At 58.0% G+C, this 25,949-nt stretch carries 25 protein-coding genes; 16 read left to right on the forward strand and 9 right to left on the reverse strand.

Features of this window, described 5'->3' with window-relative positions:
- Positions 1 to 20 precede the first annotated feature (20 nt).
- Positions 21 to 590 (forward strand): carboxymuconolactone decarboxylase family protein, encoded by a 570-nt coding sequence (locus ACWHWP_RS09130; protein ID WP_059310983.1) that lies wholly within the window; start codon positions 21 to 23, stop codon positions 588 to 590.
- Complete coding sequence (locus tag ACWHWP_RS09135; RefSeq protein WP_063432181.1) at positions 583 to 1,200, forward strand: CDP-alcohol phosphatidyltransferase family protein; 618 nt, start codon at positions 583 to 585, stop codon at positions 1,198 to 1,200. The genes ACWHWP_RS09130 and ACWHWP_RS09135 overlap by 8 nt, the downstream gene beginning before the upstream one ends.
- Here the strand turns inward: ACWHWP_RS09135 and ACWHWP_RS09140 are convergent.
- The 6 genes from ACWHWP_RS09140 to xthA all read right to left on the reverse strand — a co-directional run bounded on the left by ACWHWP_RS09140 (position 1,197) and on the right by xthA (position 7,372).
- Positions 1,197 to 2,504, reverse strand: coding sequence for a sulfurtransferase (locus ACWHWP_RS09140; protein WP_063432182.1), 1,308 nt, complete (start codon positions 2,502 to 2,504; stop codon positions 1,197 to 1,199). The two genes, ACWHWP_RS09135 and ACWHWP_RS09140, sit on opposite strands and share 4 nt — an antisense overlap.
- Positions 2,505 to 2,577: 73 nt before the next feature.
- The gene (locus ACWHWP_RS09145) at positions 2,578 to 3,198 is read right to left on the reverse strand and encodes an ATP-binding cassette domain-containing protein (protein WP_063955957.1); all 621 of its coding nucleotides are present in this window, start codon (positions 3,196 to 3,198) and stop codon (positions 2,578 to 2,580) included.
- The gene (locus tag ACWHWP_RS09150) at positions 3,198 to 4,727 is read right to left on the reverse strand and encodes a thiamine ABC transporter permease (RefSeq protein WP_447855436.1); all 1,530 of its coding nucleotides are present in this window, start codon (positions 4,725 to 4,727) and stop codon (positions 3,198 to 3,200) included. The genes ACWHWP_RS09145 and ACWHWP_RS09150 overlap by 1 nt, the downstream gene beginning before the upstream one ends.
- Positions 4,700 to 5,860: an ABC transporter substrate-binding protein gene (locus tag ACWHWP_RS09155; RefSeq protein ID WP_447856653.1), complete on the reverse strand. Its 1,161-nt coding sequence runs from the start codon at positions 5,858 to 5,860 to the stop codon at positions 4,700 to 4,702. Before ACWHWP_RS09155 ends, ACWHWP_RS09150 begins: the two co-directional genes overlap by 28 nt.
- Positions 5,861 to 5,875: 15 nt before the next feature.
- Positions 5,876 to 6,559: a TVP38/TMEM64 family protein gene (locus ACWHWP_RS09160; protein ID WP_447855437.1), complete on the reverse strand. Its 684-nt coding sequence runs from the start codon at positions 6,557 to 6,559 to the stop codon at positions 5,876 to 5,878.
- 6 nt (positions 6,560 to 6,565) lie between these two features.
- A complete protein-coding gene (xthA, locus tag ACWHWP_RS09165; protein WP_032645347.1) occupies positions 6,566 to 7,372 on the reverse strand; it encodes an exodeoxyribonuclease III in 807 nt (268 codons plus the stop codon).
- A gap of 433 nt (positions 7,373 to 7,805) precedes the next feature.
- On the opposite strand from xthA, the gene astC reads away from it, so the two are divergent.
- The 7 genes from astC to ves all read left to right on the forward strand — a co-directional run bounded on the left by astC (position 7,806) and on the right by ves (position 15,516).
- Positions 7,806 to 9,026, forward strand: coding sequence for a succinylornithine/acetylornithine transaminase (astC, locus tag ACWHWP_RS09170; protein WP_447855438.1), 1,221 nt, complete (start codon positions 7,806 to 7,808; stop codon positions 9,024 to 9,026).
- Complete coding sequence (gene astA, locus ACWHWP_RS09175) at positions 9,023 to 10,057, forward strand: arginine N-succinyltransferase (RefSeq protein ID WP_059310976.1); 1,035 nt, start codon at positions 9,023 to 9,025, stop codon at positions 10,055 to 10,057. The genes astC and astA overlap by 4 nt, the downstream gene beginning before the upstream one ends.
- Entirely contained in the window at positions 10,054 to 11,541 is a 1,488-nt protein-coding gene (gene astD, locus ACWHWP_RS09180; RefSeq protein ID WP_447855439.1) for a succinylglutamate-semialdehyde dehydrogenase, read from the forward strand. The genes astA and astD overlap by 4 nt, the downstream gene beginning before the upstream one ends.
- On the forward strand, positions 11,528 to 12,853 hold the full coding sequence (gene astB / locus ACWHWP_RS09185) for an N-succinylarginine dihydrolase (RefSeq protein ID WP_059310974.1): 1,326 nt from the start codon (positions 11,528 to 11,530) through the stop codon (positions 12,851 to 12,853). Before astD ends, astB begins: the two co-directional genes overlap by 14 nt.
- 9 nt (positions 12,854 to 12,862) lie before the next feature.
- Positions 12,863 to 13,828 (forward strand): succinylglutamate desuccinylase, encoded by a 966-nt coding sequence (gene astE, locus ACWHWP_RS09190; RefSeq protein WP_059310973.1) that lies wholly within the window; start codon positions 12,863 to 12,865, stop codon positions 13,826 to 13,828.
- Positions 13,829 to 14,166: 338 nt separating this feature from the next.
- Positions 14,167 to 14,661 (forward strand): ATP-independent periplasmic protein-refolding chaperone Spy, encoded by a 495-nt coding sequence (spy, locus tag ACWHWP_RS09195; RefSeq protein WP_047348884.1) that lies wholly within the window; start codon positions 14,167 to 14,169, stop codon positions 14,659 to 14,661.
- 297 nt (positions 14,662 to 14,958) lie between these two features.
- Positions 14,959 to 15,516 carry an environmental stress-induced protein Ves gene (gene ves / locus ACWHWP_RS09200; RefSeq protein WP_059310972.1) on the forward strand — a complete coding sequence of 186 codons (558 nt, stop codon included), beginning with the start codon at positions 14,959 to 14,961 and terminating at the stop codon, positions 15,514 to 15,516.
- Here ves and cho read toward each other — a convergent pair.
- Both cho and nadE read right to left on the reverse strand, forming a co-directional pair.
- Positions 15,494 to 16,372, reverse strand: a complete 879-nt coding sequence (gene cho / locus ACWHWP_RS09205; protein ID WP_264439203.1) for an excinuclease Cho — start codon at positions 16,370 to 16,372, stop codon at positions 15,494 to 15,496. The genes ves and cho overlap by 23 nt on opposite strands.
- Before the next feature lie 178 nt (positions 16,373 to 16,550).
- Positions 16,551 to 17,375 (reverse strand): ammonia-dependent NAD(+) synthetase, encoded by an 825-nt coding sequence (gene nadE / locus ACWHWP_RS09210; RefSeq protein ID WP_447855440.1) that lies wholly within the window; start codon positions 17,373 to 17,375, stop codon positions 16,551 to 16,553.
- Positions 17,376 to 17,607: 232 nt separating this feature from the next.
- Here nadE and osmE point away from each other — a divergent pair, with 232 nt between their 5' ends.
- The 7 genes from osmE (at position 17,608) to chbG (ending at position 23,459) form a co-directional block, all read left to right on the forward strand.
- A complete protein-coding gene (gene osmE, locus ACWHWP_RS09215; protein WP_010430142.1) occupies positions 17,608 to 17,952 on the forward strand; it encodes an osmotically-inducible lipoprotein OsmE in 345 nt (114 codons plus the stop codon).
- Positions 17,953 to 18,233: 281 nt separating this feature from the next.
- Entirely contained in the window at positions 18,234 to 18,551 is a 318-nt protein-coding gene (gene chbB, locus ACWHWP_RS09220; protein WP_008500676.1) for a PTS N,N'-diacetylchitobiose transporter subunit IIB, read from the forward strand.
- An 80-nt stretch (positions 18,552 to 18,631) separates the two neighbouring features.
- On the forward strand, positions 18,632 to 19,990 hold the full coding sequence (chbC, locus tag ACWHWP_RS09225) for a PTS N,N'-diacetylchitobiose transporter subunit IIC (protein ID WP_047348880.1): 1,359 nt from the start codon (positions 18,632 to 18,634) through the stop codon (positions 19,988 to 19,990).
- A 47-nt stretch (positions 19,991 to 20,037) separates the two neighbouring features.
- Positions 20,038 to 20,385, forward strand: coding sequence for a PTS N,N'-diacetylchitobiose transporter subunit IIA (gene chbA / locus ACWHWP_RS09230; protein WP_047348879.1), 348 nt, complete (start codon positions 20,038 to 20,040; stop codon positions 20,383 to 20,385).
- Positions 20,386 to 20,414: 29 nt separating this feature from the next.
- Positions 20,415 to 21,233 (forward strand): transcriptional regulator ChbR, encoded by an 819-nt coding sequence (chbR, locus tag ACWHWP_RS09235; RefSeq protein ID WP_059310970.1) that lies wholly within the window; start codon positions 20,415 to 20,417, stop codon positions 21,231 to 21,233.
- 109 nt (positions 21,234 to 21,342) lie between these two features.
- Complete coding sequence (locus ACWHWP_RS09240; RefSeq protein ID WP_252000695.1) at positions 21,343 to 22,698, forward strand: 6-phospho-beta-glucosidase; 1,356 nt, start codon at positions 21,343 to 21,345, stop codon at positions 22,696 to 22,698.
- Between the two features lie 11 nt (positions 22,699 to 22,709).
- Positions 22,710 to 23,459: a chitin disaccharide deacetylase gene (chbG, locus tag ACWHWP_RS09245; protein WP_447855441.1), complete on the forward strand. Its 750-nt coding sequence runs from the start codon at positions 22,710 to 22,712 to the stop codon at positions 23,457 to 23,459.
- Positions 23,460 to 23,548: 89 nt separating this feature from the next.
- Here the strand turns inward: chbG and katE are convergent, their stop codons facing one another.
- Positions 23,549 to 25,798 carry a catalase HPII gene (gene katE, locus ACWHWP_RS09250; protein ID WP_059312275.1) on the reverse strand — a complete coding sequence of 750 codons (2,250 nt, stop codon included), beginning with the start codon at positions 25,796 to 25,798 and terminating at the stop codon, positions 23,549 to 23,551.
- Between the last annotated feature and the right edge of the window lie 151 nt (positions 25,799 to 25,949).

Here is a 25,949-nt window from a genome sequence, read left to right on the forward strand (position 1 = left end):
CCAGCCATCAGGAGAATCCGGTGAAAGAGACGTCCACCTGGGTCGAGCCCATTCCAGCCCTTCCGGCGAGTTTAAAACCGATTGCCGCCATGCAGAAAAAACACTTTGGCGCCGTGCTTAACCCCACGCGCTGGTGGGGGCGCATGCCCCGTCTTTTCTGGCTGGTGGCGCTGTTTGTCGGGTTTCTGGAGCGTCGCCGCGCGCGCCTGACGCCCGTGCTGCGTTCACTCCTCATGACGCGAGTGTCGCAACTCTGTCACTGCGCGTTTTGTATTGATGCCAACAGCCTGCGGCTGGCTGAGCGCTGCGGTGCGCTGGATAAAGTTCAGGCCGTGGGGAACTGGCATGATTCGGCCTTATTCACCGAGCAAGAGCGCGCGGCGCTGGCCTACGCCGAGGCGGTAACCGCCACGCCGCCCCGGGCGGATGAGGCAATCAGAACGGCGCTGAAACGCTACTTCACGGATGATGCCATCACCGAGATGACGGCGCTCATTGCGTTTCAGAATCTCTCGGCCCGCTTTAACGCCGCCCTGGACATTCCCGCTCAGGGCCTGTGCGCCACGTTTAAAGAGACTCCCCATGCTTGATCGCCACCTGCACCCGCGGATAAAACCGGCTCTGAATCGTCTGGTGTCCGTGCTGGATAGGCCGGGCATTACGCCCGACGGATTAACCCTGACCGGGTTTGCCGTCGGCGTGCTGGCGCTGCCGTTTCTGGCCCTCGGCTGGTACCCGGCCGCGCTTGTCGCCATCGTACTTAACCGATTGCTGGATGGTCTGGACGGCGCGCTGGCGCGTCGGAGAGGGCTGACGGATGCGGGGGGATTTCTCGATATCGCGCTCGATTTCCTGTTCTACGCTCTGGTGCCGTTTGGCTTTGCGCTGGCTGCACCCGCGCAGAATGCGCTGCCTGCCGCCTGGCTGCTTTTTGCGTTTATCGGCACCGGCAGCAGCTTTCTGGCATTTGCGGCGCTGGCCGCGAAGCACGACATCGACAACCCCGGCTATGCGCACAAGTCGTTTTATTACATCGGTGGGTTAACGGAAGGGACGGAGACCATCGCGCTGTTTGTGCTGAGCTGCCTGTTTCCGGCGCACTTTGCGCTGTTTGCGTGGGTATTTGGCGCGCTGTGCTGGCTGACCACCACAACGCGCATCTGGAGCGGCTATGTGACGCTGAAGTCACGTCACGCTTAGAGGGCGCTTTCGGGCCCGCGCTCGCCGGTGGAGACCGGGTTCTGCGGGTGGCTGCTCCATTCGTACCAGCCGCCGTCATAAACGGCGACGTTCTTCCAGCCCATCGCCCGGGCGTACATAAAGGTTTCTGACGCCCGCCAGCCGGTGCCGCAGTAAAACGCGACGTGCTGCTCCGGCAGAATATTCCAGCGCTTCCACATGGCGGCAATATCGTCAGCGCTGCGCATGGTGCCATCCGGGTTATGGAAGTCCTCCATGTGGGTGGCATCGCTGCCCGCGTGGCCCCAGCGGGCACCGGCAATTTCACCTTTTGGCTTGATGTAGCTGTAGCCGCTGGTTTCGCCGATGAACTCCGGCCACGAGCGAATGCTGACCAGGGAGGCATCCTGGCGGTGCAGCATCCCGCGCGCCTGTTCCATATCGACCATCAGCTGCGGCTGGCCGGGGATCGGCGCGCCAAAATCAGGGGCTGGCGTGACTTTCGCGGGCGTACCGCGCTCAACCGGCAGTCCGGCATCCGACCACGCCTTCCAGCCGCCATCGAGAATGCGCACATCCTTCACGCCCGCATACAGCATAATCTGCGCCACGCGCGCGGCGGCGTAAACGTCACGGCCATACAGCACGACGGTGGTGTCGTGGCGGATCCCGTGCTTCGCCAGCATCGCTTTCAGCTTATCGTCGGCGACTTTATTCCACAGCGGCTCGCTTTCCACCTCGTTGGTGTCGATGTAGCCCGCGCCGGGTATATGACTCAGCAGGTAAAACTTCGGTGCGCCCCAGGCGGCCTCAATCACTTTCCAGTCGCCCGCCGGCGCGGCGGTTATGGGTTTACCCTGCTGGAGCCGATGGATCCACTGCGGGTAGACGAGCTGTTCAAAATGAGGCAGGCGCTGAAGGCGGTCGGGCGTCTGCAGGGCATCGCTCAGAAGCGAAACAGAATGGAATCCGGCTTTCTCCAGACGGGCTTTCACCGCCTGGTTATCGCGCTCGTCGCCGTACAGCGCGATGGCCGTCGCAGGTGTGAGCTGGTGCTGTTTGGCCCAGAGCGCAATCTGCTCGTCGCTCATCGCGTCCAGCCAGGCGGCTGCCAGATTGAGTGCGGCAGGTTCATGCCCGGAGGGGCCGCTGAGCGTTTGCGGCCAGCCGTTATAGAACGCGCTGGCGCGGGTGTCGACGGGCGTGCCGTGCCGTGTCTGAAGCTGAGACAGCGTCATCGCGTTGGGCATATCAGCCGCCTGAGAGGAAAAAGAAGCGAGGCCGCAGAGCAGGGCCAGCGCGGTCAGTTGAGAAACACGTTTCATCGAATAACCTGACGTCAATTAAAGAGGGGGGCATTGTCGTCTCTCCCGAAACGGAAAACATTGCGTTAGCACATTATTGCCAGCGAGAAATCTCAATCAGCTCGCCGCCGGGCGGAATATCGTCTTCATCGTGCGTGACCAGCACCACCGGGATATTGCGCGCGCGGACGGCGTCAAATACCCATGTCCGAAATGACGCCCGCAACGTTTTATCGAGGCGGCTGAACGGTTCATCCAGCAGCAGCGCCTGCGGCTCAGCGAGCAGGGCACGCAGCAGGCTGACCCGGGCGCGTTCCCCGCCGGAAAGGGTAGCCGGATCGCTGGCGTAACGGTCGCCAAGCCCGGCGGAATCCAGCGCCTGCTCGACCGCTTCCCGACGCGCGCGACCGACGATCCGCTCAGGCAACGCCAGCAGCAAATTTTGCCCGACGCTGAAAGGGTCAAAGAGCAGCGCGTCCTGAAAGAGAATGCCCAGCCCGCGAGACTCCACGGGAAGACTGTCGCAGCGGCGCGCGTCGAGCCACAGTTCGCCCCGAGCCTGAAAATCGTCCGACAGCGCGCCGACCATCCAGGCAAAAAGGGTTGATTTCCCGCTGCCGGAGGGGCCCATCAGGGTGACAATCTCCCCGCGAGGAACGCAAAAATTGACCTCGCGGAAAAGCGGTTCGATGGTGAGATGGTTTACCTTCAGCATTAACGTAATCCTTGTCGGTAGCGGCCCGCGAGCCGTGATAGCAGTGCGGCAAGGCCAAACACCGCGCCCGTGACCAGCAGTAACCCCAGCGCCCGGTTCGCCAGAACCGGGATGCTGCCCCCGCTGCTGAGCGCGACGGTCTCGGTGGTCAGCGTGGCGAAACGCCCCGCGCCCAGCCACAGCGTCGGCATGTATTGCGCCATGCTGACGGAAAAACCGGTGGCAAAGGCCAGCAGCGCAGGGCGCAGCAGCAGCGGGCATTTCAGCAGGCAGAAGATTTTTGCCCGCCGCCAGCCGAGCGTTCTGGCGGTAAGGATAAGCCGGGGATCGATCCGGCGCCAGGCGGGCTGCAGCACCAGCAGCATCCACGGTAGCACCCACAGGAGATGGCTCCAGAGCACGGCGGCGTAGTGCCCGTCGAGTCCCAGACGCAACGCCATCGCGTACTGGCCGGTGACGAGCGGCAGTGCCGGAAGGGCGAGCGGCAGCCACACCCACGCCGCGCCGCGCTGCGGCCCCCACTCCAGCCAGAGAACGCAGACGACCAGGGCGATCAGGCTTGAAAGCAGGCCGAAGGAAAGGCTGGTCCCCACGGGGCCCACGTCGTCCCGCTGCGCCAGCATGAACAGCACCGCGGCGCACGCTGCGCCGCACGCGGGCAGAAAGCCGCTGAGTGCACGTTCAGGCAGAACGCGCTGAGACCTGCGGCGCGTCCCGCTGAGGTCCGGAACCGTTCGGCGCCATGCCTTCCACAGGCCGTACCCCAGGGCGGCCAGCGCGGCGAGCAGCAAAAGGATAAGCAGGCACAGCAGCGTCCCTTTTGCCTGCTGCTGCGCGTCGCCCTGGCTCAGCCACTGCCAGGCCAGCACGGCCAGGGTAGGCGGGTTTCCGGGGCCGAGAACGATTGCTACATCCACGACCGACAGCGACCAGGCCAGTACCGCCAGCATCACCGCCCCGAGGACAGGGGCGATCGCAGGAAGGAGCAGCCAGTTAAGTATCTGAAACCGTCCGTAACCGAAGGTCTGCAGGACGATCTTTTGCTGTGCGAGCCTTTTTTCCGGCAGCACGGCGTAAATCGCCCACAGCACAAACGCGCTCTCTTTGACGGCAAGCGTTACGCCCAGCCCTACGCCGTAGCGGTCAAACGGAGCCGTACAGACGGTACAAATCTGATAAAACAGACCTCCCTCGGCAAACAGCAGTAACGCGCTGGTGGCGAACGCCACGTGGGGGATTGCCAGCAGCCACGGCAGGCGCGTGGTGAGGCGTCGCCAGCGCTTGCCGGGCCAGAAAAGGCTGACGAGAAGAAGGGCAATCAGCAAGGCACCCAGCGTGGCGATGAGCGTGGATACCAGCGTGGCGACGATTGCCTGAGGCAACTGCGGGTCGTTGATCAGCAGCTGCCAGTTTGTCACGGAAAACGCGGGTGGCAGCAGCATGGCGCCGGCGGGCAGGATTGGCAGATAGATAACCGCCATCGCCAGCCAGACAAGCCCGCTTAGCGGGTGCCGTAACGACGCAGCCATTCCTGCTCCAGCGCGTTTACCCAGGCGGACTGCGGCTCTGCAAGCATCTTCGGCAGGCCCTGTGGCGTGTGGGCCATCAGCTGTTTTGCTTCATCTTCGGGCAATGTGCTGGCATCCAGCACGCTCGGGTCTCCCCAGACGGCCGGGTCGGCTTTGCGGATCTGCGCCTGCGGTGAAAGCAGGAAATTGGCGACCACCTTTGCGCCTGCGCTCGCGCTGGCATTCACCGGAATCGCCACAAAATGGACGTTGCCAATCGTTCCGCCGTGGAAACCAAAGCTGTAGCTGTCGGCGGGCAGTTCGCCGCGGGCGACTTTTTGCTGCGCATGCGCCGGGTTAAAGGTCAGCGACAGGTTCAGACTGCCGCTGGTAAGCAGGGCATCCATACGCGCGGGTGATGGGGGAAAGTCTTTTCCCCCTCGCCACAGCAGCGGGTGGAGTTTGTCCAGGTAATCCCAGAGCGGTGCCGTCACTTCGGCAAAGGTGTTATCGGGTGCCTTTTGCAGCGCCTGCGGGTGCTTAGTGAGCGTCAGAAGCAGCTGCTCGAGAAATGCCGTGCCGGTAAAATCGGGTGGGCGAGGATAGCTGACCTTGCCCGGGTGCTGCCGCGCGTAAGCCAGCAGCGCCTGAGCATCCGCCGGCGGGGTCGGCATGCTGGCTTTGCGGGCGATAAAGGTCAGCTGCGCGCCGCCCCACGGCGATTCCGCCCCGTCGGTGGGAATAGCAAAATCTTCCGTTACGGGTTTACGGGTATCGACATAGCGCCAGTTGGGCAGCGTCTGTGCCCATCCGGCCTGCAGCAGGTTAGCCTCTTTTAACGTGCGGAAGTTTTCCCCGTTGACCCACAGCAGGTCGACTGAGCCGTGGGTCTTACGCCCTGCGGCGGCCTCCGTCTGGATCCGTTTTACCGCATCGGCAGCGTCCGCCAGCGGGACGATTTTGAGGGTAATGGCATAGTAGGTTTGCATCTCACCGCTGACCCACTCCAGGTAGCGGTTGACCGCCGGATCGCCGCCCCAGGCGTTAAACCAGACGGTCTGGCCTTTGGCCTGCTGTTGGATAGCCTGCCAGCCGTCGGCGGCACAGAGGGGGGCTGCCAGCAGCAGACCGGTCAGAAACGCGCAAAAACGCACACGGCGCATAATGCCTCACTTTTTTAACGAAGAGGGGTTACGGGAAAACAGCCGGCGAGTGACCAGCGGTAATAACCCCAGTAGTGTAAAGGCGAATATCATGCCCGGCGATAAAATATCGCGGAGCGAGGACACTTTTCCCAGCTCGCGCCCGGCGTTCAGAAAGATAACCGTGGCGGGCAGCATGGCGACCTGGCTGACCCACCAGTAGCGCCTCACCGTAATGCGGGTCAGCCCCATCAGCAAATTCACCAGGAAAAACGGAAACAGCGGCATCAGGCGCAGGGCAAAAAGATAGCCCGCACCGTCATGCGCCATGCCGGCGTTCACCGTTTTCATCTGCTGGGCGAACCGGCGCTGCACCCAGTCCCGCAGCAGATAACGGCTGGCCAGCATCGCAAGCGTGGCCCCGAGCGTCGAGGCAAACGAGACCAGCACGGTGCCTTCCCACAGGGTAAACAGTACGCCGCCCAGCAGGGTCAGGATCGCCGCGCCGGGTATCGACAGGGCGGAGACCAGCACATAGAGCGCAAAAAAGATCAGCGCGCTTTGTAATGGCGCGCGGTCGACGTGGGAGAGTAACGCCTGCTGGTGAGTTTTAATCCCTTCCAGAGAGAGGGGGCCCGGGGGAAGCAGGCTAAACGTCAGAATAAATGCGCCCAGAAGGGCGCACAGGAAAAGGATTTTTCGACTGTTCACGCGTTATTACAGCTTGAATTTAGCCCACACCGGCGCGTGGTCAGACGGTTTTTCCATGCTGCGGATATCGTAGTCGATCCCGGTTTCAATGCAGCGCTCCGCCAGCGGCGAGCTGGCCAGCAGGAGATCGATACGCAGGCCGCGGTTGTCGTCAAAGCCTTTTGAGCGGTAGTCAAACCACGAGAAGCGGTCCTGCGTTTCCGGGTTGGCATTGCGGAAGGTATCCACCAGGCCCCAGCCCAGCAGGCGCTCCATCCACTCGCGCTCTTCCGGCAGGAAAGAGCATTTGCCGGTACGCAACCAGCGCTTGCGGTTCTCTTCGCCAATACCGATATCCAGATCCGTCGGGCTAATATTCATATCGCCCATGATCAGCACCGGATTCTCTTTTTTGAGTTCGGTAGTCAGGAAGTCCTGCAGGTCCTGATAAAACTTCGCCTTGGCCGGGAATTTGGTCTCATGGTCACGGCTCTCACCCTGCGGGAAATAGCCGTTAATGACCGTGATATTCCCCAGCGCGGAAGGCACTTCCGCCATGATGATGCGGCGCTGTGCCTCTTCACCGTCGCCGGGGAAGCCGCGACGCACGGAAACCGGCGGCGCTTTGGTGAGCAGCGCGACGCCATAGTGTCCTTTCTGACCGTGATAAAAGACGTTGTAACCGAGTTTCGCCACCTCTTCGAGGGGGAACATATCGTCGTGAACCTTGGTCTCCTGCAGGCCGATCACATCTGGCTGATGTTGCTCAACGATAGCTTCAAGCTGATGAGGGCGGGCACGCAGGCCGTTGATATTAAAAGAGACAAATTTCATAGTCGCTGCCAGTGCAAGGTGAATAGTGCAAGGATGGTAGCAGAATTTGCGTCAACTGTTACGGGGATCGACCAATAACTGCGACAGATAATGCCGGTGGTGCAATATTTGCACCATTCTGACGCGCTTCGCCCCCAAACAGGGCGTAAATGACCGATAAATTTCGCGAGCGATCACAATTCCAGAATTATATTTGGCCTGTGCATACTCTTTCTGATTTTCATGCGGCAAAGCGCCGCTTGTCGTAAAAATATTCACTTTTTATGCAATAACAGTGAATAACTCCATGTTGTAACTCATTGATATTCTGTTGCCCCAACCCGTTTATGCATTTTTATCGCTGGCTGGCACGAAGGCTGCAATCTACATTCACAGTGCAAACACTCAATTATTTAACATTCAAATAACTTTTTATTTACCGGATGAGGTCGCTATGTCTCTGTCAATTACGCGTGAAAATTTCGATGAATGGATGATGCCGGTTTACGCTCCGGCGGCTTTTATTCCGGTTCGTGGGGAAGGCTCGCGCCTGTGGGATCAGCAGGGTAAAGAGTATATCGACTTTGCAGGTGGGATTGCGGTGAACGCGCTGGGTCATGCGCACCCGGCGCTGCGTCAGGCGTTGAATGACCAGGCGGCAAAGTTCTGGCATACCGGCAACGGCTTTACCAACGAACCCGCGCTGCGCCTGGCGAAAAAGCTGATCGACGCGACGTTTGCCGAAAAAGTTTTCTTCTGTAACTCGGGGGCGGAAGCCAACGAAGCGGCGCTGAAGCTGGCGCGCAAATACGCACACGACAAGTTTGGCACGCACAAGAGCGGAATCGTGGCGTTTAAAAATGCGTTTCACGGACGCACGCTGTTTACCGTGAGCGCAGGCGGCCAGCCTTCCTACTCGCAGGATTTCGCACCGCTGCCGCCGGATATTCGTCACGGCGTCTATAACGATTTGCAGTCCGCCAGCGAGCTGATTAACGACACCACCTGCGCGGTGATTGTTGAGCCAATGCAGGGGGAGGGCGGCGTCCTTCCGGCGCAAAAAGCGTTCCTGCAGGGGCTGCGCGAGCTGTGCGATCGCCACAATGCGGTGCTGATTTTCGATGAAGTGCAGACCGGCGTGGGCCGCACCGGCGAGCTGTATGCCTATATGCACTACGGCGTCACGCCGGACGTCCTGTCTACCGCCAAGGCGCTGGGCGGCGGCTTCCCGATTGGGGCGATGCTGACCACCGATAAATTCGCCAGCGTGATGACCGTGGGCACCCATGGCACCACCTACGGCGGCAACCCGCTGGCAACCGCCGTTGCCGGACAGGTTCTCGACATCATTAACACCCATGAAGTGTTGAAGGGCGTTAAGCAGCGTCACGACTGGTTTGTTGAACGCCTGAATGCCATCAACGGCAAAACGGGAATGTTTAAAGAAATTCGCGGGCTGGGGCTGTTAATTGGCTGCGAGCTCACCCCTGAGTTTGCCGGGAAAGCTAAACTTATTTCACAGGAAGCGGCAAAAATGGGCGTGATGGTGCTGATTGCCGGTGCCAACGTGGTGCGTTTTGCCCCTGCGCTGATTGTCAGCGAGGAAGAGGTGCAAACCGGTCTGGATCGTTTTGCGCTGGCGTGTGAACAGGTGAAGTCCGGGGTGTCATCATGATGGTCATCCGTCCCGTTGAGCGCGGCGATATTGCCGGGCTCATGCAGCTTGCCGGTAAGACGGGAGGCGGGCTGACCTCGCTTCCTGCCGATGAAAAAACGCTGTCGGCGCGCATCGAGCGCGCCCTGCAAACCTGGCAGGGGACGTTGCCAAAAAGCGAACAGGGGTATGTGTTCGTGCTGGAAGACACCGACACGGGGACCGTGGCCGGGATCTGCGCCATCGAAGTGGCCGTCGGGCTTAACGATCCGTGGTACAACTACCGCGTCGGCACCATGGTTCACGCCTCGAAAGAGCTGAACGTCTATAACGCGCTGCCCACGCTGTTTCTCTGCAATGACCACACGGGCGCCAGCGAGCTTTGCACGCTGTTTCTCGACCCGGCGTGGCGCAAAGAGGGCAACGGCTATCTGCTCTCCAAATCGCGCTTTATGTTTATGGCCGCCTTCCGCGATCGCTTTAACGAAAAAGTGGTCGCTGAGATGCGCGGCGTGATCGACGATACAGGCTACTCGCCGTTCTGGGAGAGCCTGGGCGAGCGCTTCTTCTCGATGGAGTTCAGCCGGGCGGACTATCTCTGCGGCACCGGTCAGAAAGCGTTTATCGCGGAGCTGATGCCGAAGCATCCTATCTATACCCATTTCTTAACGCCGGAAGCACAGGCGGTGATCGGAGAAGTGCATCCGCAAACCGCGCCTGCCCGCGCGGTGCTGGAGAAAGAGGGCTTCCGCTACCGTAACTACGTCGACATCTTTGACGGTGGGCCAACGCTTGAATGCGATATCGACCGCGTACGCGCCATCCGTAAAAGCCGGCTGGTTGAGGTTGCTGAAGGTCAGCCCGCGCCGGGTGACTGGCCGGCATGCCTGGTGTCGAACGAAAATTACGCCAACTTCCGCGCCATGCTGGTGCGTACCAACCCGAAATGTGAACGTCTGGTGCTGACGGCTGCAGAACTGGATGCCCTGAAATGTAACGCCGGCGATACGGTTCGCCTGGTGCGTCTCTGCCCTGAGGAGAAAACAGCATGACATTATGGATTAACGGTGACTGGGTCACGGGCGAAGGCGAGCAGCGCGTAAAGACCAATCCGGTTGGAAAAGAGGTGCTCTGGAAGGGGCATGACGCCAGCGCCGCGCAGGTTGAACAGGCCTGCTATGCCGCTCGCCGCGCGTTTCCGGCGTGGGCAAAACAGCCCTTCGCCGTGCGCCAGGCGATGGTAGAAAAATTTGCCGGGCTGCTGGAGGCGAACAAAGCCGAACTGACGCGCGTCATCGCCTCAGAAACCAGCAAGCCGCGCTGGGAAGCGGCAACGGAAGTGACGGCGATGATCAATAAAATCGCCATTTCGGTGAAGGCGTACCAAACCCGCACCGGCGAACAGCACACCGACATGCCGGACGGTGCGGCCACGCTGCGCCACCGTCCGCACGGCGTGCTCGCGGTGTTTGGTCCGTACAACTTCCCGGGGCATCTGCCGAATGGCCACATTGTGCCCGCGCTGCTGGCGGGCAATACCGTTATCTTCAAACCGAGTGAGCTAACGCCGCTTACCGGCGAGGCGGTGGTGAAGCTGTGGGAACAGGCTGGCCTGCCGCCGGGCGTGCTGAATCTGGTGCAGGGCGGGCGCGAAACCGGTCAGTCGCTGAGCGCGCTGAGCGATATCGACGGCCTGCTGTTTACCGGCAGCGCCGGTACGGGCTATCAGCTGCACCGCCAGCTGGCGGGGCAGCCGGAGAAAATTCTGGCGCTGGAGATGGGCGGCAACAACCCGCTGATAGTGGAAGACCCTGACGATATCGACGCCGCGGTGCACCTGACGATTCAGTCCGCCTTTATTACCGCCGGACAGCGCTGCACCTGTGCCCGCCGTCTGCTGGTGAAAAGAGGCGCGCAGGGGGATGCTTTCCTGAAACGCCTGGTCGAGGTGAGCGCGCGTCTGGTGCCAGCCGCGTGGGACGCCGACCCGCAGCCGTTTATCGGTGGGCTGATTTCCGAGCAGGCCGCGCTGAACGTGCTGAAGGCCTGGCAGGACCACGTCGCGCGCGGGGCGAAAACCTTGCTCGAGCCGAAGCAGGCTCAGCCGGGCACCTCGTTGCTAACGCCGGGCATCGTTGAGATGAGCGGGGCGAGCAACGTGCCGGATGAAGAGGTCTTTGGCCCGCTGCTCTGCGTCTGGCGCTACGACGATTTTGATACGGCGATTGCGATGGCCAATAACACCCGCTACGGCCTGTCGAGCGGGCTGATTTCGCCGCATCGCGAGAAGTTTGAACAGCTGCTGCTGGAAGCACGCGCCGGGATTGTTAACTGGAACAAACCGCTTACCGGGGCGGCGAGCACCGCGCCATTCGGCGGCGTGGGCGCGTCGGGCAACCATCGCGCCAGCGCGTGGTATGCCGCGGATTACTGCGCATGGCCAATGGCGAGCCTGGAAACCCCGGCGCTGACGCTGCCGGAAACGCTCAACCCGGGTCTGGACTTTACCGGAGGGGATCGTCATGAAAGCGCGTGAAGTCAATTTTGACGGGCTGGTGGGGCTGACGCACCACTATGCCGGTCTCTCCTTTGGTAATGAAGCCTCGACGAAGCACCGCTTTCAGGTCTCCAACCCGAAGCTGGCGGCGAAGCAGGGGCTGCTGAAAATGAAGGCGCTGGCGGATGCCGGTTTCCCGCAGGCGGTGATACCGCCGCAGGAACGCCCGAACGTGGCGGTGTTACGCCAGCTCGGCTTCACCGGCAGCGATGAGCAGGTGGTCGAAAAAGCGGGTACGCAGACGCCGCACCTGCTCTCTGCGGCAAGCTCCGCCTCCTCGATGTGGGTCGCAAACGCCGCGACCGTCGCACCGTCAGCCGATACGCTGGATGGCAAAGTCCATCTGACGGTGGCGAACCTGAACAATAAATTCCACCGCGCCACCGAAGCGGAAACCACCGAGCGCGTGCTGCGCGCCATTTTTAAACATGACGCCCACTTTGAGGTGCATCAGGCTCTGCCGCAGGTGGCGATGTTTGGCGACGAAGGCGCGGCCAACCATAACCGTCTGGGTGGCGATTACGGCGATCCCGGGGTGCAGCTGTTTATCTACGGACGCGAGGAGGGCGGTCATTCCGCTCCTGTTCGCTATCCCGCCCGCCAGACGCTGGCAGCCAGCCAGGCGGTCGCCCGCCTGAACCAGGTCAATCCTTCACAGGTGATTTTTGCCCAGCAGAACCCGCAGGTGATCGACCAGGGCGTGTTCCATAACGACGTGATTGCCGTCTCTAACCGGCAGGTGCTGTTCTGCCACGAGCAGGCGTTTGCCCATCAGGATAAGCTGCTCGCCACGCTGCATGAACGCGTGCCCGGCTTTATGCCGATTCAGGTGCCAACGCGGGCGGTCAGCGTGCAGGATGCGGTCGAAACGTATCTGTTCAATAGCCAGCTGCTGAGCCGCGACGACGGCAGCATGATGCTGGTCCTGCCGCAGGAGTCGCAGGATCATAAAGGGGTGTGGCGATACCTGACGGAGCTGGTGAAAGCCGATAACCCGATTGACGAGCTGCGCGTGTTTGACCTGCGAGAAAGCATGGCCAACGGCGGCGGTCCGGCCTGTTTACGCCTGCGCGTGGTGTTAACCCAGGACGAAATGCAGGCGGTGAACCCGGCGGTCATGATGAACGATACGCTCTTTACGCGGCTGAATGACTGGGTCGAACGCTACTATCGCGACCGGCTTACGCAGGACGACCTGGTCGACCCGCAGCTGCTGCGCGAAGGGCGCGAGGCGCTGGACGCGTTAACATCAATCCTGCAGCTGGGATCGGTTTATCCGTTCCAGCGCTAAGGAGTGGGTATGGAAAATTTACTGGCGCTGACCCTGGCCGACGAAACGCCGGAGCAGCGCGAGGGGGAGGGCCCCTCATTTCGCTGGCGCTGGCTGGGGCGCGGGGTGCTTGAGCTGACGCCGGACGCAAAAAGCGCGCTGTCGCTGCTGCTTTCAACGGGCATTCACGGGAATGAAACGGCGCCCGTTGAGATTGTTGACCTGCTGCTGCGCGCGCTGTATCGGGGTGAGATCGCGCTCAAGTGCCGCGTGCTGGTGGTGCTCGGTAATCCGCCTGCGCTGGCGCAAAACAAGCGGTATCTGGTGAGCGACATTAACCGCATGTTCGGCGGGCGCTGGTCGCAATTTCCGCAGAGTGACGAAACGGCGCGGGCACAGTGGCTGGAGAACGTCGTGACCGCGTTTTTTGCCGAGGCGGGGCCCGCGCGCTGGCATCTCGATCTGCATACGGCGATCCGCGCCTCTTACCACGTCCGCTTTGGCGTCCTGCCGCAGCGCAATCAGCCGTGGGATGAAGCGTTCCTGAGCTGGCTGGGTGACGCCGGGCTGGAGGCGCTGGTATTTCATCAGTCGCCGGGCGGGACGTTTACCCACTTTACCTGCGAACATTTCGGCGCGCTGGCCTGCACGCTGGAGCTCGGAAAAGCGCTGCCGTTTGGCCAGAACGATCTGTCCCGCTTTGCGCCAACGCACCTTGCCCTTCGGGCGCTGCTGGGCGGGACGACTCCCGAGCACGCGCATCAGCCCGTTGAGCGGTATCGGGTCGTACAGCAGATCACGCGCCGCAGCGACGCCTTCCTGCTTCATATGGCCGCGCACACCCTGAACTTCACGCCGTTCCGCAAAGGGGCGCTGCTGGCGGAAGATGGCGAAGAGCGTTACGAGGTTCACAAAACAACCGAGTATGTATTATTCCCTAACCCCACCGTGGCGTTTGGCCTGCGGGCAGGATTGATGCTGGAAAAAATATCCTGAACGTTTCCCCTCTCGTCATCCGGGAGGGGAAATACAACCTCTTTTCTTAACGATTAAAGCGCTCACCCTTCTTTTGCGGAATATTCCTGGTGAATTGCTTTATTATTAATCTTCACTTCGCTATACTTCTGCTAAATTTCTTTAAAATCATCGCATTGAATATTTTTTGTTGCAACTCTCCACGCTTTATCCTTATTTCCTCCACATTTGGCGAAAATTTGTTTTTTACACTTTCATTGTTTTACCGTTGCTCTGACTAATTGACGATAAACCCCGTAAAGTTAATCTCGTCAACACGGCACAGCGCCGAAGAATAACTGAAAGAAAGGAAATAAATTATGCGTAAGTTTACTGCACTGTTTGTTGCTTCTACCCTGGCTCTGGGCGCTACCAGCATGGCGTTCGCCGCAGATACCGCGACCACCACTGCCGCGCCTGCTGAAGGCAAAATGATGATGCATCATAAAGGCAAGCCGGGTATGCACAACGAGATGATGATGTTTAAGGATCTCAACCTGACGGATGCGCAGAAGCAGCAGATCCGCGACATCAGGAAAGGCGAGCGCGACGAGATGAAACGTCCTCCGCTTGAAGAACGTCGTGCGATGCATGACATCATCGCCAGCGACAGCTTCGATAAGGCAAAAGCCGAAGCGCAGATCGACAAAATGGCCGAGCAGCATAAAGCCCGCATGCTGGCCCACATGGAAACCCAGAACAAGATCTACAACATTCTGACTCCGGAACAGAAAAAGCAATTTAATGCGAATTTTGAGAAGCGTCTGACAGAACGTCCGGCGATGGAAGGTAAAATGCCAGCACCAACCGAATAATCGGTTCACTCTCTTAAGACCGCCGGGATCCTGTCCACAAAAGCGCAACCGCTGTGGACAGGACCGGCGGTTTTTCTTTCCAGCCCTCTTGTCTGCCGCCGCCAGCGCGGTATTCTCCTGTAGTCGCGTCAGAGAATGTTTGTAGAGTCATGGCGTTAGAATTTTTATTAACGTTCTGCTAAGGCCTGTCCGCTCTGCTGCCGATACTGTTTCTGTAAATACCCAACGATAACAAACAAGACAGCAACGATAGCGATATCCTTGCCCTGGCACGGGTTGTGCCATTCAGGAGTGGTGATGGAGTTCTTTGATATCCGTAAGATGCCGGTCAGCCTCTGGCGCAATGGTGCTGGCGAAACGCGCGAGATTTGTTGTTTCCCTCCCGCAACGCGCGATTTTCACTGGCGTGCCAGTATCGCGACTATCGCCAGCAACGGCGAATTCTCCTCTTTCCCCGGCGTCGACCGGGTGATTACCTTGCTGGAAGGAGGGGAGGTGACGCTCGATGCCGGTCAGGCGTTCTTTCATACCCTGAAGCACCATCAGCCCTACAGCTTTGCCGGCGACCTGCCGGTAAAGGCGCTGCTTTCGGATGGAAAGATGGCGATGGACTTCAACATCATGACCCGTCGCGACTGCTGTCAGGCGAAGGTGCGCGTTGCCGACCGTACCTTTACCACCTTTGGCTCACGCGGGGGCGTGGTATTCGTGTTAAGCGGTGCGTGGCAGCTGGGCGATAAATTACTGACAGCCGATCAGGGTGCCAGCTGGGAGGAGGGGAGCCATACTTTGCGTCTGCTGGAGCCCCAGGGCACCCTGTTGTTCAGCGAAATCACATGGCTGCCAGGCCATTGAGCTCAATGACCTCAAACTTACCGGCTAAAACAGGTTTACAGAGAATTTTGTAGCCATCGTGGTCAAATCCGGCGGGCGTGCGCAACAGGGTTGCCGCGTCGTTGATATCGTCGACGGCGCCCAGCCAGAACCAGTTGTTGACGATGTGGTACTGGGTCATCGCTTCACCCACTTCTTTTAGCGCAACGGCGCCTTCCCAGGGCCAGCAGTTCACGCTGATGGTCGCCAGTCCGGCGAGGAGCCGGGCGTGATGCGCCTCAACGCTCTCTTTCCCGCAGCAGGCGCCAGCGCAGCGCTTCAGCGCGGAGCGGAAACAGGCGCGCCCGCGGGTGGTCGCCTCCAGGCCCAAAAGGCTGTAGCAAAGCTGTAGATCGTCCGCCAGAGTTTGCAGCGCCTGAAGTGCCGCGCGTTTATTCGCGAACAGCCCATAGAGATTTGGGGCATGCGAAAAATCGACCTCGCGCGCGTAGACTACCTGCGGTTTGCCGGCGGTTATCTGCAGGGAGCAGAGCTGACGATTGCGGCGCAGGCGCTTGTTGAACAGCGGTTGTTGTTCTTTGATCAAACGCGCTTCCAGTAATAGCGCGCCCATTTCTCCCGCCGTCTGGAACCAGGTAATACGTCGCGACTGGCGCAGCATGGCGGCCTCGTCCGGCGTACGCAGATGAGATAACACCCGGCTGCGAATATTGACGCTTTTGCCAATATAGAGCGGCAGAGTGTCGCTTTCGCCGTGAAAGATGTACACGCCCGGCTGTTTAGGTAAGGCCTCAAGCCAGGGGCGAAGGTGCTCGGGATATTCGTAGATAGCCGCCGCTTCAAACTCAAGACGCGGGGCGGATTGACGCCTGCTCACATACTGCTCCATATACTGTTCAGGTATACAGTGTAGCAGGTGTGTGGTGGTTAAAAAAGAGCCGGGTGGCCTGATGCCCTCCCCGGCAAGGACGTGCGGCCTGATGCCCTCACCCCAGCCCTCTCCCACGGGAGAGGGGGCAAACACAAAAAACGGTAACCAGGTTACCGTTTTGCGTTTATTTCCAGAAATCGTCAAACACCGTAATCGGCGTATGGCGCTTGTGCTCGGTTTTCAGATACCAGCCTTCGATAATCTTCGCGGTACCGTCATCCAGCTTTTTGCCTTCCAGATAATCATCAATGTTGTCATAGGTGACGCCAAGGGCTGCTTCATCCGGCAGGGAGGGACGATCGTCCTCCAGATCCGCCGTCGGTGCTTTCTTATACAGGTGCTCAGGGCAGCCCAGCGCGGCAAGCAGCTGCTTGCCCTGGCGCTTGTTGAGGCGGAAGATCGGGTTGATGTCGGTGCCGCCGTCGCCGTATTTGGTGAAGAAACCGGTGATCGCTTCCGCCGCATGATCGGTGCCGACGACGACGCCTTTGGTCATTCCGGCGATGCTGTACTGCGCTTTCATGCGCTCGCGGGCTTTTTCGTTGCCGCGAACAAAATCGCTCAGCTCAATGCCCGCTTCGCGCAGCGCCTGCTCGCTTGCCAGCACCGAACCTTTAATATTGACGGTAAGCACGCGGTCAGGCTGGATGAAGACAATGGCGTCCTGGCAATCCTGCTCGTCCGCCTGTACGCCATAAGGAAGACGTACCGCGATAAACTGCAGCGTCTCATCGCCCGTCTCGTCGCGCAGCTCTGAAATCGCCATCTGGCAGAGTTTACCGGTCAGGGTAGAGTCCTGACCCCCGCTGATGCCCAGCACCAGGGACTTCAGGAAAGCGTTCTTTTTTAAGTACGATTTTAAAAAATCCACGCTGCGGCGGATCTCTTCGTTTGCATCTACCGTGGGCTTCGCGCCCAGTGCCTGAATAATCTCTTGTTGCAGAGCCATCACGCCCTCCATATGCAGTACATAAACGGAATGTGTTAACTGTTAAAACTAACCCTTTGGGCGAGAAACGACAAGGATCACAGTTTCGAGTGCGCTAATTTGCGCCGTTTTAGCAGGTTATCGTTGTTTTATTAGAATTTTCCGAAATTCGTCTGGCGCAATTCACAAAGTTGAACAATAGTACTTTTTATCCCATGCTTAGATAACACGCTGATAAACAAGAGGACGGAATATGAACAAGAACGTAGCAGGAATTCTTAGCGCAGCGGCGGTACTGACTATGCTGGCAGGGTGTACGGCTTACGATCGCACCAAGGATCAGTTTACGCAGCCCGTAGTGAAAGACGTCAAAAAAGGGATGACCCGTTCGCAGGTGGCGGCGATTGCCGGTAAACCTTCTTCTGAAGTGACGATGATTCATGCGAAAGGGACCTGCCAGACCTATATCCTGGGTCAACGTGATGGTAAGGCAGAAACCTACTTTGTCGCCCTGGATGATACCGGTCATGTGATTAACTCCGGCTATCAGACCTGTGCTGAATACGACACCGACCCGCAGGCACCTAAGGCGCAGTAACGCTGGTTACCTGAGTATGTTAACAAACCGGCCCATGGGCCGGTTTTTTTATGCATACGTAAATCTTATTTCTTTGCGCGAATTATTTGCCCGAAATGTGAAGGTAGTCAACAAGCCAGGTCAATGAGAGACAATTTGAGTCTATCCAGAATTATCCCCTGTCTGTACCATTGCGTATACTCACTCCAACGATAAACAACAGTACGCAAGCTACCTGTCTGCCGGGACAGCGAGTCGAGTGATAGCGCGATGGCAGGTAGTCATATAAGAGGGAAATTACGATGGAAAAGAAACATATCTACCTGTTCTGCTCAGCGGGCATGTCAACCTCACTTCTGGTGTCAAAGATGCGTGCGCAGGCTGAAAAGTATGAAGTTCCTGTGGTGATTGAAGCGTTTCCAGAGACGCTGGCGGGCGAAAAAGGTCAGACCGCCGACGTTGTTTTACTGGGGCCGCAAATTGCCTATATGTTGCCCGAAATTCAACGACTGTTACCCAATAAACCGGTCGAGGTGATCGACTCGGGGCTGTACGGCAAGATTGATGGTTTAGGTGTACTGAAAGCTGCTGTGGCAGCCATTAAAAAAGCTGCTAATTAATTTTTATTTTTCCCGTCAAAGAGTTATTTCACACACAATTACGCCGTAACCTCTGTTGCGGCATTTAAGGGTATTTTCCTATGAGTAAAGTCATCGCTTCACTTGAAAAGGTACTCCTTCCTTTTGCTGTTAAAATAGGAAAGCAGCCTCACGTTAATGCCATCAAAAACGGCTTTATTAAGTTAATGCCGTTGACGCTGGCCGGGGCCATGTTCGTTTTAATTAACAACGTTTTTCTGAGCTTTGGTGAAGGTTCCTTCTTTTATTCATTAGGAATTCGGTTAGACGCGTCCACTATTGAAACCCTTAACGGTTTAAAAGCCATCGGCGGCAACGTCTATAACGGTACGTTGGGAATTATGTCGCTGATGGCGCCTTTCTTTATTGGGATGGCGCTGGCAGAAGAGCGGAAAGTGGATCCACTGGCTGCCGGGTTATTATCCGTTGCTGCCTTTATGACCGTAACCCCTTATAGCGTCGGTGAAGCCTATGCCGTGGGCGCCAACTGGCTGGGTGGGGCTAACATCATCTCCGGTATTGTTATCGGTCTGGTGGTGGCGGAGATGTTCACCTTTATTATCCGTCGAAACTGGGTTATCCGCCTGCCGGATAGCGTACCGGCTTCCGTTTCTCGTTCATTTTCCGCGTTGATTCCAGGCTTCATTATTCTCTCCATTATGGGGATTATTGCCTGGGCGCTTTCTCACTGGGGCACGAACTTCCACCAGATCATCATGGACTCTATCTCTACGCCGCTGGCGGCGATGGGTGGCGTGGTCGGTTGGGCGTATGTGATTTTCACCTCTCTGCTGTGGTTCTTCGGCGTGCATGGTTCACTGGCACTGGCCGCGCTGGACAGCGGGATTATGACCCCATGGGCACTGGAAAACGTTGCGCTTTACCAGCAGTACGGCTCCGTTGACGCGGCGCTGGCAGCGGGTAAAACCTTCCATGTGTGGGCGAAGCCGATGCTTGACTCCTATATCTTCCTGGGTGGTACCGGGGCGACCTTGGGTCTGATCATCGCGGTCTTTATTGTCTCTCGTCGCGCTGACTACCGTCAGGTGGCTAAACTGGCGCTGCCGTCAGGCATCTTCCAGATTAACGAACCGATTCTGTTCGGTCTGCCAATCATCATGAACCCGGTGATGTTCATCCCGTTCATCCTGGTTCAGCCGCTGCTGGCCGCTATTACCCTGACGGCGTATTACATGGGCATCATTCCACCGGTCACCAACATTGCGCCGTGGACCATGCCGGCGGGTCTGGGTGCATTCTTCAACACCAACGGTAGCGTTGCGGCCTTCCTGCTGGCGATATTCAACCTCGGGATTGCAACCCTGCTTTACATGCCGTTTGTGGCGATTGCAAACAAAGCCGCCACCATCATCGATGAAGAAGAGAGCGAAGAGGATATTGCCCTCTCACTGAAATTCTAAGATTGACCGGCGCGGGGCAACCCGCGCCAGCCACAAGGAGCTTAAAGATGTTAGATTTGGACAGTATTGTTGCAGAAGAAACCGCAGAGAACGATCTCGAAGAAGTGGTGATGGGTCTTATCATCAACTCCGGGCAGGCCCGCAGCCTGGCATATGCCGCACTGAAGCAGGCCAAGCAGGGGGATTTCGCCGCCGCAAAAACCATGATGGACCAGTCCCGTACGGCGCTGAATGAAGCGCACCTGGTGCAGACAAAGCTGATTGAAGGTGACCAGGGCGAAGGAAAAATGAAGGTCAGCCTGGTGCTGGTCCATGCGCAGGATCACCTGATGACGTCAATGCTGGCGCGCGAGCTGGTGGCGGAGTTAATCGAGCTTCACGAGAAGATGCAGTAAGTCAGACTGAGTAGCAGGAGGTCAGCACGATGGAAATTAAAACCGCACTTGAGCAGCAGCTGTTTAATGGCAAGAATTTTCACGTGGTTATCTACAACAAAACGGAGAGCGCGAGCGGTCTGCACCAGCATGACTACTACGAGTTCACGATTGTTCTGACCGGCCGCTACTACCAGGAGATTAACGGCAAGCGCGTTCTGCTCGAGCGAGGGGATTTTGTCTTCCTGCCGATGGGCTCCCATCACCAGAGCTTTTACGAATTTGGTGCGACCCGCATTCTGAACGTGGGCGTCAGCAGACGCTTCTTTGAGAAGCACTACCTGCCGCTGGTGCCGTTCTGCTTTGTGGCATCACAGGTCTATCGGGTCAAAAACGAGTTTATGACCTGGATTGAAACGGTTATCGCCTCGCTTAACTTCCGCGACAATGAATTTGATGAGTTTATTGAAACGGTAACCTTTTACGTGATGAACCGACTGCGCCATCATCGTGAAGAGCAGCAGGTGACGGATGATATTCCGCAGTGGCTGCGCAGCACCGTTGAACTGATGCACGATAAGGGCCAGTTCAGCGAAAATGCGCTGGAAAATATGGTCTCCCTGTCGGGTAAATCCCAGGAATATCTGACCCGCGCGACGCAGCGGTATTATCGTAAAACGCCCGTGCAGATTATTAATGAAATCCGCATTAACTTTGCCAAAAAACAGCTGGAAATTACCAACTATTCTGTCACCGATATTGCCTATGAGTCAGGATACAGCAGCCCCAGCCTGTTTATTAAAACCTTTAAGAAGTTTACGTCATTTACACCGAACAGTTACCGGAAGAATTTAACGGTAATTAATTAACCTTCGGCGGATTATCCGCCACAAATATTGAATTAATTGCTTGCCCATTTAGCGGGAAGAGTACGCTATACCTTGCAGGCGGTTAACCTGATACGCAAAGGGAGATATTATGCAGAATAAATTAAAGGTCGTAACCATTGGTGGCGGCAGCAGCTATACCCCGGAATTACTGGAAGGTTTCCTGAAACGTTATCACGAATTGCCGGTCAGCGAATTATGGCTGGTTGACGTTGAGGAAGGTCAGGAAAAGCTGAATATCATTTTTGACCTGTGTAAGCGTATGGTTGAGAAAGCCGGCGTGCCTCTGACCGTACACAAAACCCTCGATCGTCGTCTGGCGCTGAAGGATGCAGACTTTGTCACCACCCAGCTGCGCGTGGGCCAGCTCAAAGCGCGCGAGCTGGACGAGCGGATTCCGCTGAGCCACGGCTATCTCGGGCAGGAGACTAACGGCGCGGGCGGCCTGTTTAAAGGTCTGCGTACCATTCCCGTGATTTTCGACATCATCAAAGATGTGGAAGAGATTTGCCCGAACGCGTGGGTGATTAACTTCACCAACCCGGCCGGGATGGTCACCGAGGCGGTGTATCGTCACACCGGCTTCAAACGCTTTATCGGCGTCTGCAATATTCCGATTGGCATGAAGATGTTTATCCGTGACGTGCTGGAGCTGAGCGACAGCGACGATCTCTCCATCGATCTGTTCGGCCTGAATCACATGGTGTTTATTAAAGATGTCATCGTGAACGGAAAATCGCGCTTTGCCGAACTGCTCGACGGCGTGGCCTCCGGTCGCCTGACGGCGGCGTCGGTGAAAAACATCTTCGATCTGCCGTTCAGCGAAGGGCTGATTCGTTCGCTGAATCTGCTGCCGTGCTCCTATCTGCTGTACTACTTCAAGCAGAAAGAGATGCTGGCCATCGAAATGGGCGAGTACTATAAGGGCGGCGCGCGCGCTCAGGTCGTGCAGAAAGTTGAGAAGCAGCTGTTTGATTTGTACAAAGATCCGAATCTGAACGTTAAACCGAAAGAGCTGGAGCAGCGCGGCGGGGCCTACTATTCCGATGCCGCGTGTGAAGTCATCAACGCCATTTACAATGACAAGCAGGCGGAGCACTACGTTAACGTGCCGCATCACGGCCATATCGATAATATCCCGGCTGACTGGGCCGTTGAGATGACCTGCATCCTGGGGCGCGACGGCGCAAAACCCCATCCACGCATTACCCATTTTGATGATAAGGTCATGGGTCTGATCCACACCATTAAAGGCTTTGAAGTGGCTGCCAGCAACGCGGCGCTGAGCGGCGAACTCAATGACGTGCTGCTGGCGCTGAACCTCAGCCCGCTGGTGCATTCCGACCGCGATGCGGAGCAGCTGGCCAGCGAGATGATTCTGGCGCATGAGAAATGGTTGCCAAACTTTGCCGCCACGATCGAGAAGCTGAAGTTCAAACAGCAATAAGAGGATGCACAATGGAAAACCTGCTGATCGTTAATGCTGATGACTTTGGCCTCTCGAAAGGTCAGAACTACGGCATTATTGAAGCCTGTCGCGGGGGCGTTGTGACCTCGACAACGGCGATGGTCAATGGTGAAGCGGTGGAACACGCGGCGCAGCTGAGCCGCGAAGTGCCAGCGCTGGGCGTCGGCATGCATTTTGTGCTGACGCTCGGAATGCCGCTTTCGCCGATGCCTGGCCTTACGCGCGACGGACAGCTGGGCAAGTGGATTTGGGAACTGGCGGAGCAGGGCGCGCTGCCGCTTGAAGAGATTACCCGCGAGCTGGAGTGTCAGTTCAACCGCTTTGTTGACGTGTTTGGTCAGGCGCCGACGCACATCGACAGCCATCACCACGTGCATATGATCCCGGCGATTTTCCCGATTGTCGCAGCGTTTGCCCGGCGCAAGGGCGTCGCGATGCGCGTGGATCGCGAGGTGCCCGGCTTGCCGGAGGTCACTGTTGCCACAACGCAGGGGTTCAGCAGCGCGTTTTATGGCGAGGAGATCGACGAAGCGCTGTTCCTGAAGGTGCTGGATGATTCCGCTGCCCGCGGTGAAACGTCGGTGGAAGTGATGGCGCACCCGGCGTTTGTCGATCATACCGTGCGTAAGAGTGCCTACTGCTGGCCGCGTCTGGCGGAGCTGGACGTGCTGACGTCGGCTTCGCTGAAATACGCGATTGCCGAGCGCGGGTATCGGTTGGGGACGTTCAGGGATCTTTAAGACAAAGCCCGGTGGCGGCTTCGCCTTACCGGGCCTACAAAACCAGTCGAAATGTAGGCCGGGGAAGCGCAAGCGCCACCCGGCTTTTTTTACGCCGGTATCTGGTCAATCTTGCTGCTGCGCGACCACACCCTGTGCGCGGCAAGCAGATCAAACAGCTTCGTCATAAACGCGTCGTCAACGTTATCGCCTTCAACAATGCCGTCCTCACCTTGCTCGGACACCTTCAGCTGCGCTTTAAACTGTCGCGCATCGCCGGACAGCGCGATCGGCTTAAGGTGCTTATAGGCTTCCAGCAGGTAATAAACGGCATCACCGTTGTTCAGCAGGCTGGCAATATCCCCGCACGGCACAATCACCGCATCGACGGTTAGCGACGGCGCACCGGCAAAGGTCGCTGCCACCGGCAGCACGGAGCCGTCATCGGCGGTCACTTCACCCATGCGCGAATAGAGCAGTTTGGCGTGCACGCCCTGGGTTTTCAGCGCCTGCATGATCCCCAGCACGTCGCTGGCGCGGGTTTTGTCGTTCAGCAGGATGGCGACCACGCGGCCTTTAATCGAGCCGCCCGGCACCGCATACAGGCTCAGCGACGGATCTTTCTTCACGCCGTTAACCTCTTTTGGCGGCGCCAGGTTGCGCTGCTCGTCGGTCAGGGTGATGCCCAGGTTATCCGCCACGCTCTGGGCAAGCTGAATATCAATATGCGCTAGCTGATCGACCACACGCTCGCGGATGTAGGTGCGCACCACTTTGCTGAGCTCAAAGCTGAAGCCGCCGATAATGTGCTGCTGCTCAATCGGCGTCTGGCTGTTCCAGAACAGGCGCGGGTGGGCGTAATACTCGCCGAACGACGGGCTGCGCTCGCGAATTTTGTTGCCATCGATACGCTCCTGATACGATTCGAATCCACCGCGTTTCGGCGCGGGAGGGGTTTCACGCGGCCAGTTATCGTTGATGGAGTTCGGTTCATAGTTGGCCGGGTTGGTATCAATATCCTGACGGTGCATCCCGTCGCGCTGGAAATTGTGGTACGGGCAGGTTGGCCGGTTAATCGGAATTTCGTGGAAGTTCGGCCCGCCAAGGCGGCTGATCTGGGTATCGGTATATGAGAACAAACGTCCCTGTAACAGCGGGTCGTTGGTGAAGTCCAGCCCCGGCACGATATGCCCCGGATGGAACGCGGCCTGCTCGTTTTCGGCAAAGAAGTTATCCGGGTTGCGGTTGAGCACCATTTTACCCACCAGTTGAACCGGGACCAGCTCTTCCGGGATCAGCTTGGTTGGGTCAAGGAGATCGAAATCGAACTTAAATTCGTCCTCCTCCGGAATGAGCTGCAGGCCCAGTTCATACTCCGGGAAGTCACCCGCTTCAATGGACTCCCACAGCTCGCGGCGATGGAAATCCGGATCGCGCCCGGTCAGCTTCTGCGCCTCATCCCACACCAGGGAGGCTTTACCCGCAACCGGCTTCCAGTGGAAACGGACAAACGTGGCTTTTCCCTCGGCGTTGATCAGACGGAAGGTATGAATACCGAATCCCTCCATCGTGCGATAACTGCGCGGAATACCCCGGTCTGACATCGCCCACATCACGTTGTGCAAGGTTTCAGGCTGCAGGGAGACATAGTCCCAGAAGGTGTCGTGCGCGCTTTGGCCCTGCGGTATGGCCCAGTGGGGCTCAGGTTTTACCGCATGGACAAAGTCAGGAAATTTATGCGCATCCTGAATGAAAAACACCGGGGTGTTGTTGCCGACCAGATCGAAAATACCCTCTTCGGTATAAAACTTGGTGGCAAAGCCGCGGATATCGCGCACCGTGTCGGCCGACCCCGCGCCACCCTGCACGGTGGAGAAGCGCACGAACACCGGGGTGATCTTATCTGGGTCGGAGAGGAAATCCGCTTTGGTGATCGCTTTCAGGCTCTTATAAGGCTGGAAGTAGCCGTGCGCAGCGGAACCGCGCGCGTGGACGATGCGTTCCGGTATCCGTTCGTGGTCAAAATGGGTGATTTTTTCCCGCAGAATAAAGTCTTCCAGCAGGGTTGGCCCGCGCGTCCCGGCGCGCAGGGAGTTCTGGTCATCGGCGATGCGTACGCCCTGATTGGTTGTCAGCGCAAAACCTTCGCCGCCTTTCCGGTGTGGCTCAAGCGATTTCAGCTTCTCGTTCCCGGTGTCCGGGGATTTCATACTGCCCGGTGCGGTAGGCTGTTCGCCTGGGGCAGAAGGGCCAGGGGAGGGGCGGTGAGAGCCGTCAGAAGGGGCGAGAGAGTCCATGCCCGGTTGAGATTCTTCAGTGCCATGAATGGGTGACTGATGTGTTTTATCTTTGTTCGACATTGCACGATTCTCCTTGATTCATTGCTAAAAACCCTATTAAGGATAGAACAATGTCGTGAAATGGCTCGCTAACTAAGAGTTTTCACATGCCGCCATTAACGAAAGGAGCCTTCTCGCCCACGCGGGGCGCGACGGAAGGTAGCAGAATCGG

This window comes from Enterobacter sp. WI-ESBL-E8 (genome assembly GCF_053364895.1).

What these genes read in the sequence shown, in the direction of transcription:
- ACWHWP_RS09135 (WP_063432181.1), top strand. Translation starts at nt 583, where the DNA reads ATGCTTGATCGCCACCTGCACCCGCGGATAAAACCGGCTCTGAATCGT.
- ACWHWP_RS09140 (WP_063432182.1), bottom strand. Translation starts at nt 2,504, where the DNA reads ATGAAACGTGTTTCTCAACTGACCGCGCTGGCCCTGCTCTGCGGCCTC.
- ACWHWP_RS09145 (WP_063955957.1), bottom strand. Translation starts at nt 3,198, where the DNA reads ATGCTGAAGGTAAACCATCTCACCATCGAACCGCTTTTCCGCGAGGTC.
- ACWHWP_RS09150 (WP_447855436.1), bottom strand. Translation starts at nt 4,727, where the DNA reads ATGGCTGCGTCGTTACGGCACCCGCTAAGCGGGCTTGTCTGGCTGGCG.
- xthA (WP_032645347.1), bottom strand. Translation starts at nt 7,372, where the DNA reads ATGAAATTTGTCTCTTTTAATATCAACGGCCTGCGTGCCCGCCCTCAT.
- astC (WP_447855438.1), top strand. Translation starts at nt 7,806, where the DNA reads ATGTCTCTGTCAATTACGCGTGAAAATTTCGATGAATGGATGATGCCG.
- astA (WP_059310976.1), top strand. Translation starts at nt 9,023, where the DNA reads ATGATGGTCATCCGTCCCGTTGAGCGCGGCGATATTGCCGGGCTCATG.
- astD (WP_447855439.1), top strand. Translation starts at nt 10,054, where the DNA reads ATGACATTATGGATTAACGGTGACTGGGTCACGGGCGAAGGCGAGCAG.
- astB (WP_059310974.1), top strand. Translation starts at nt 11,528, where the DNA reads ATGAAAGCGCGTGAAGTCAATTTTGACGGGCTGGTGGGGCTGACGCAC.
- astE (WP_059310973.1), top strand. Translation starts at nt 12,863, where the DNA reads ATGGAAAATTTACTGGCGCTGACCCTGGCCGACGAAACGCCGGAGCAG.
- spy (WP_047348884.1), top strand. Translation starts at nt 14,167, where the DNA reads ATGCGTAAGTTTACTGCACTGTTTGTTGCTTCTACCCTGGCTCTGGGC.
- ves (WP_059310972.1), top strand. Translation starts at nt 14,959, where the DNA reads ATGGAGTTCTTTGATATCCGTAAGATGCCGGTCAGCCTCTGGCGCAAT.
- nadE (WP_447855440.1), bottom strand. Translation starts at nt 17,375, where the DNA reads ATGGCTCTGCAACAAGAGATTATTCAGGCACTGGGCGCGAAGCCCACG.
- osmE (WP_010430142.1), top strand. Translation starts at nt 17,608, where the DNA reads ATGAACAAGAACGTAGCAGGAATTCTTAGCGCAGCGGCGGTACTGACT.
- chbB (WP_008500676.1), top strand. Translation starts at nt 18,234, where the DNA reads ATGGAAAAGAAACATATCTACCTGTTCTGCTCAGCGGGCATGTCAACC.
- chbC (WP_047348880.1), top strand. Translation starts at nt 18,632, where the DNA reads ATGAGTAAAGTCATCGCTTCACTTGAAAAGGTACTCCTTCCTTTTGCT.
- chbA (WP_047348879.1), top strand. Translation starts at nt 20,038, where the DNA reads ATGTTAGATTTGGACAGTATTGTTGCAGAAGAAACCGCAGAGAACGAT.
- chbR (WP_059310970.1), top strand. Translation starts at nt 20,415, where the DNA reads ATGGAAATTAAAACCGCACTTGAGCAGCAGCTGTTTAATGGCAAGAAT.
- ACWHWP_RS09240 (WP_252000695.1), top strand. Translation starts at nt 21,343, where the DNA reads ATGCAGAATAAATTAAAGGTCGTAACCATTGGTGGCGGCAGCAGCTAT.
- chbG (WP_447855441.1), top strand. Translation starts at nt 22,710, where the DNA reads ATGGAAAACCTGCTGATCGTTAATGCTGATGACTTTGGCCTCTCGAAA.
- katE (WP_059312275.1), bottom strand. Translation starts at nt 25,798, where the DNA reads ATGTCGAACAAAGATAAAACACATCAGTCACCCATTCATGGCACTGAA.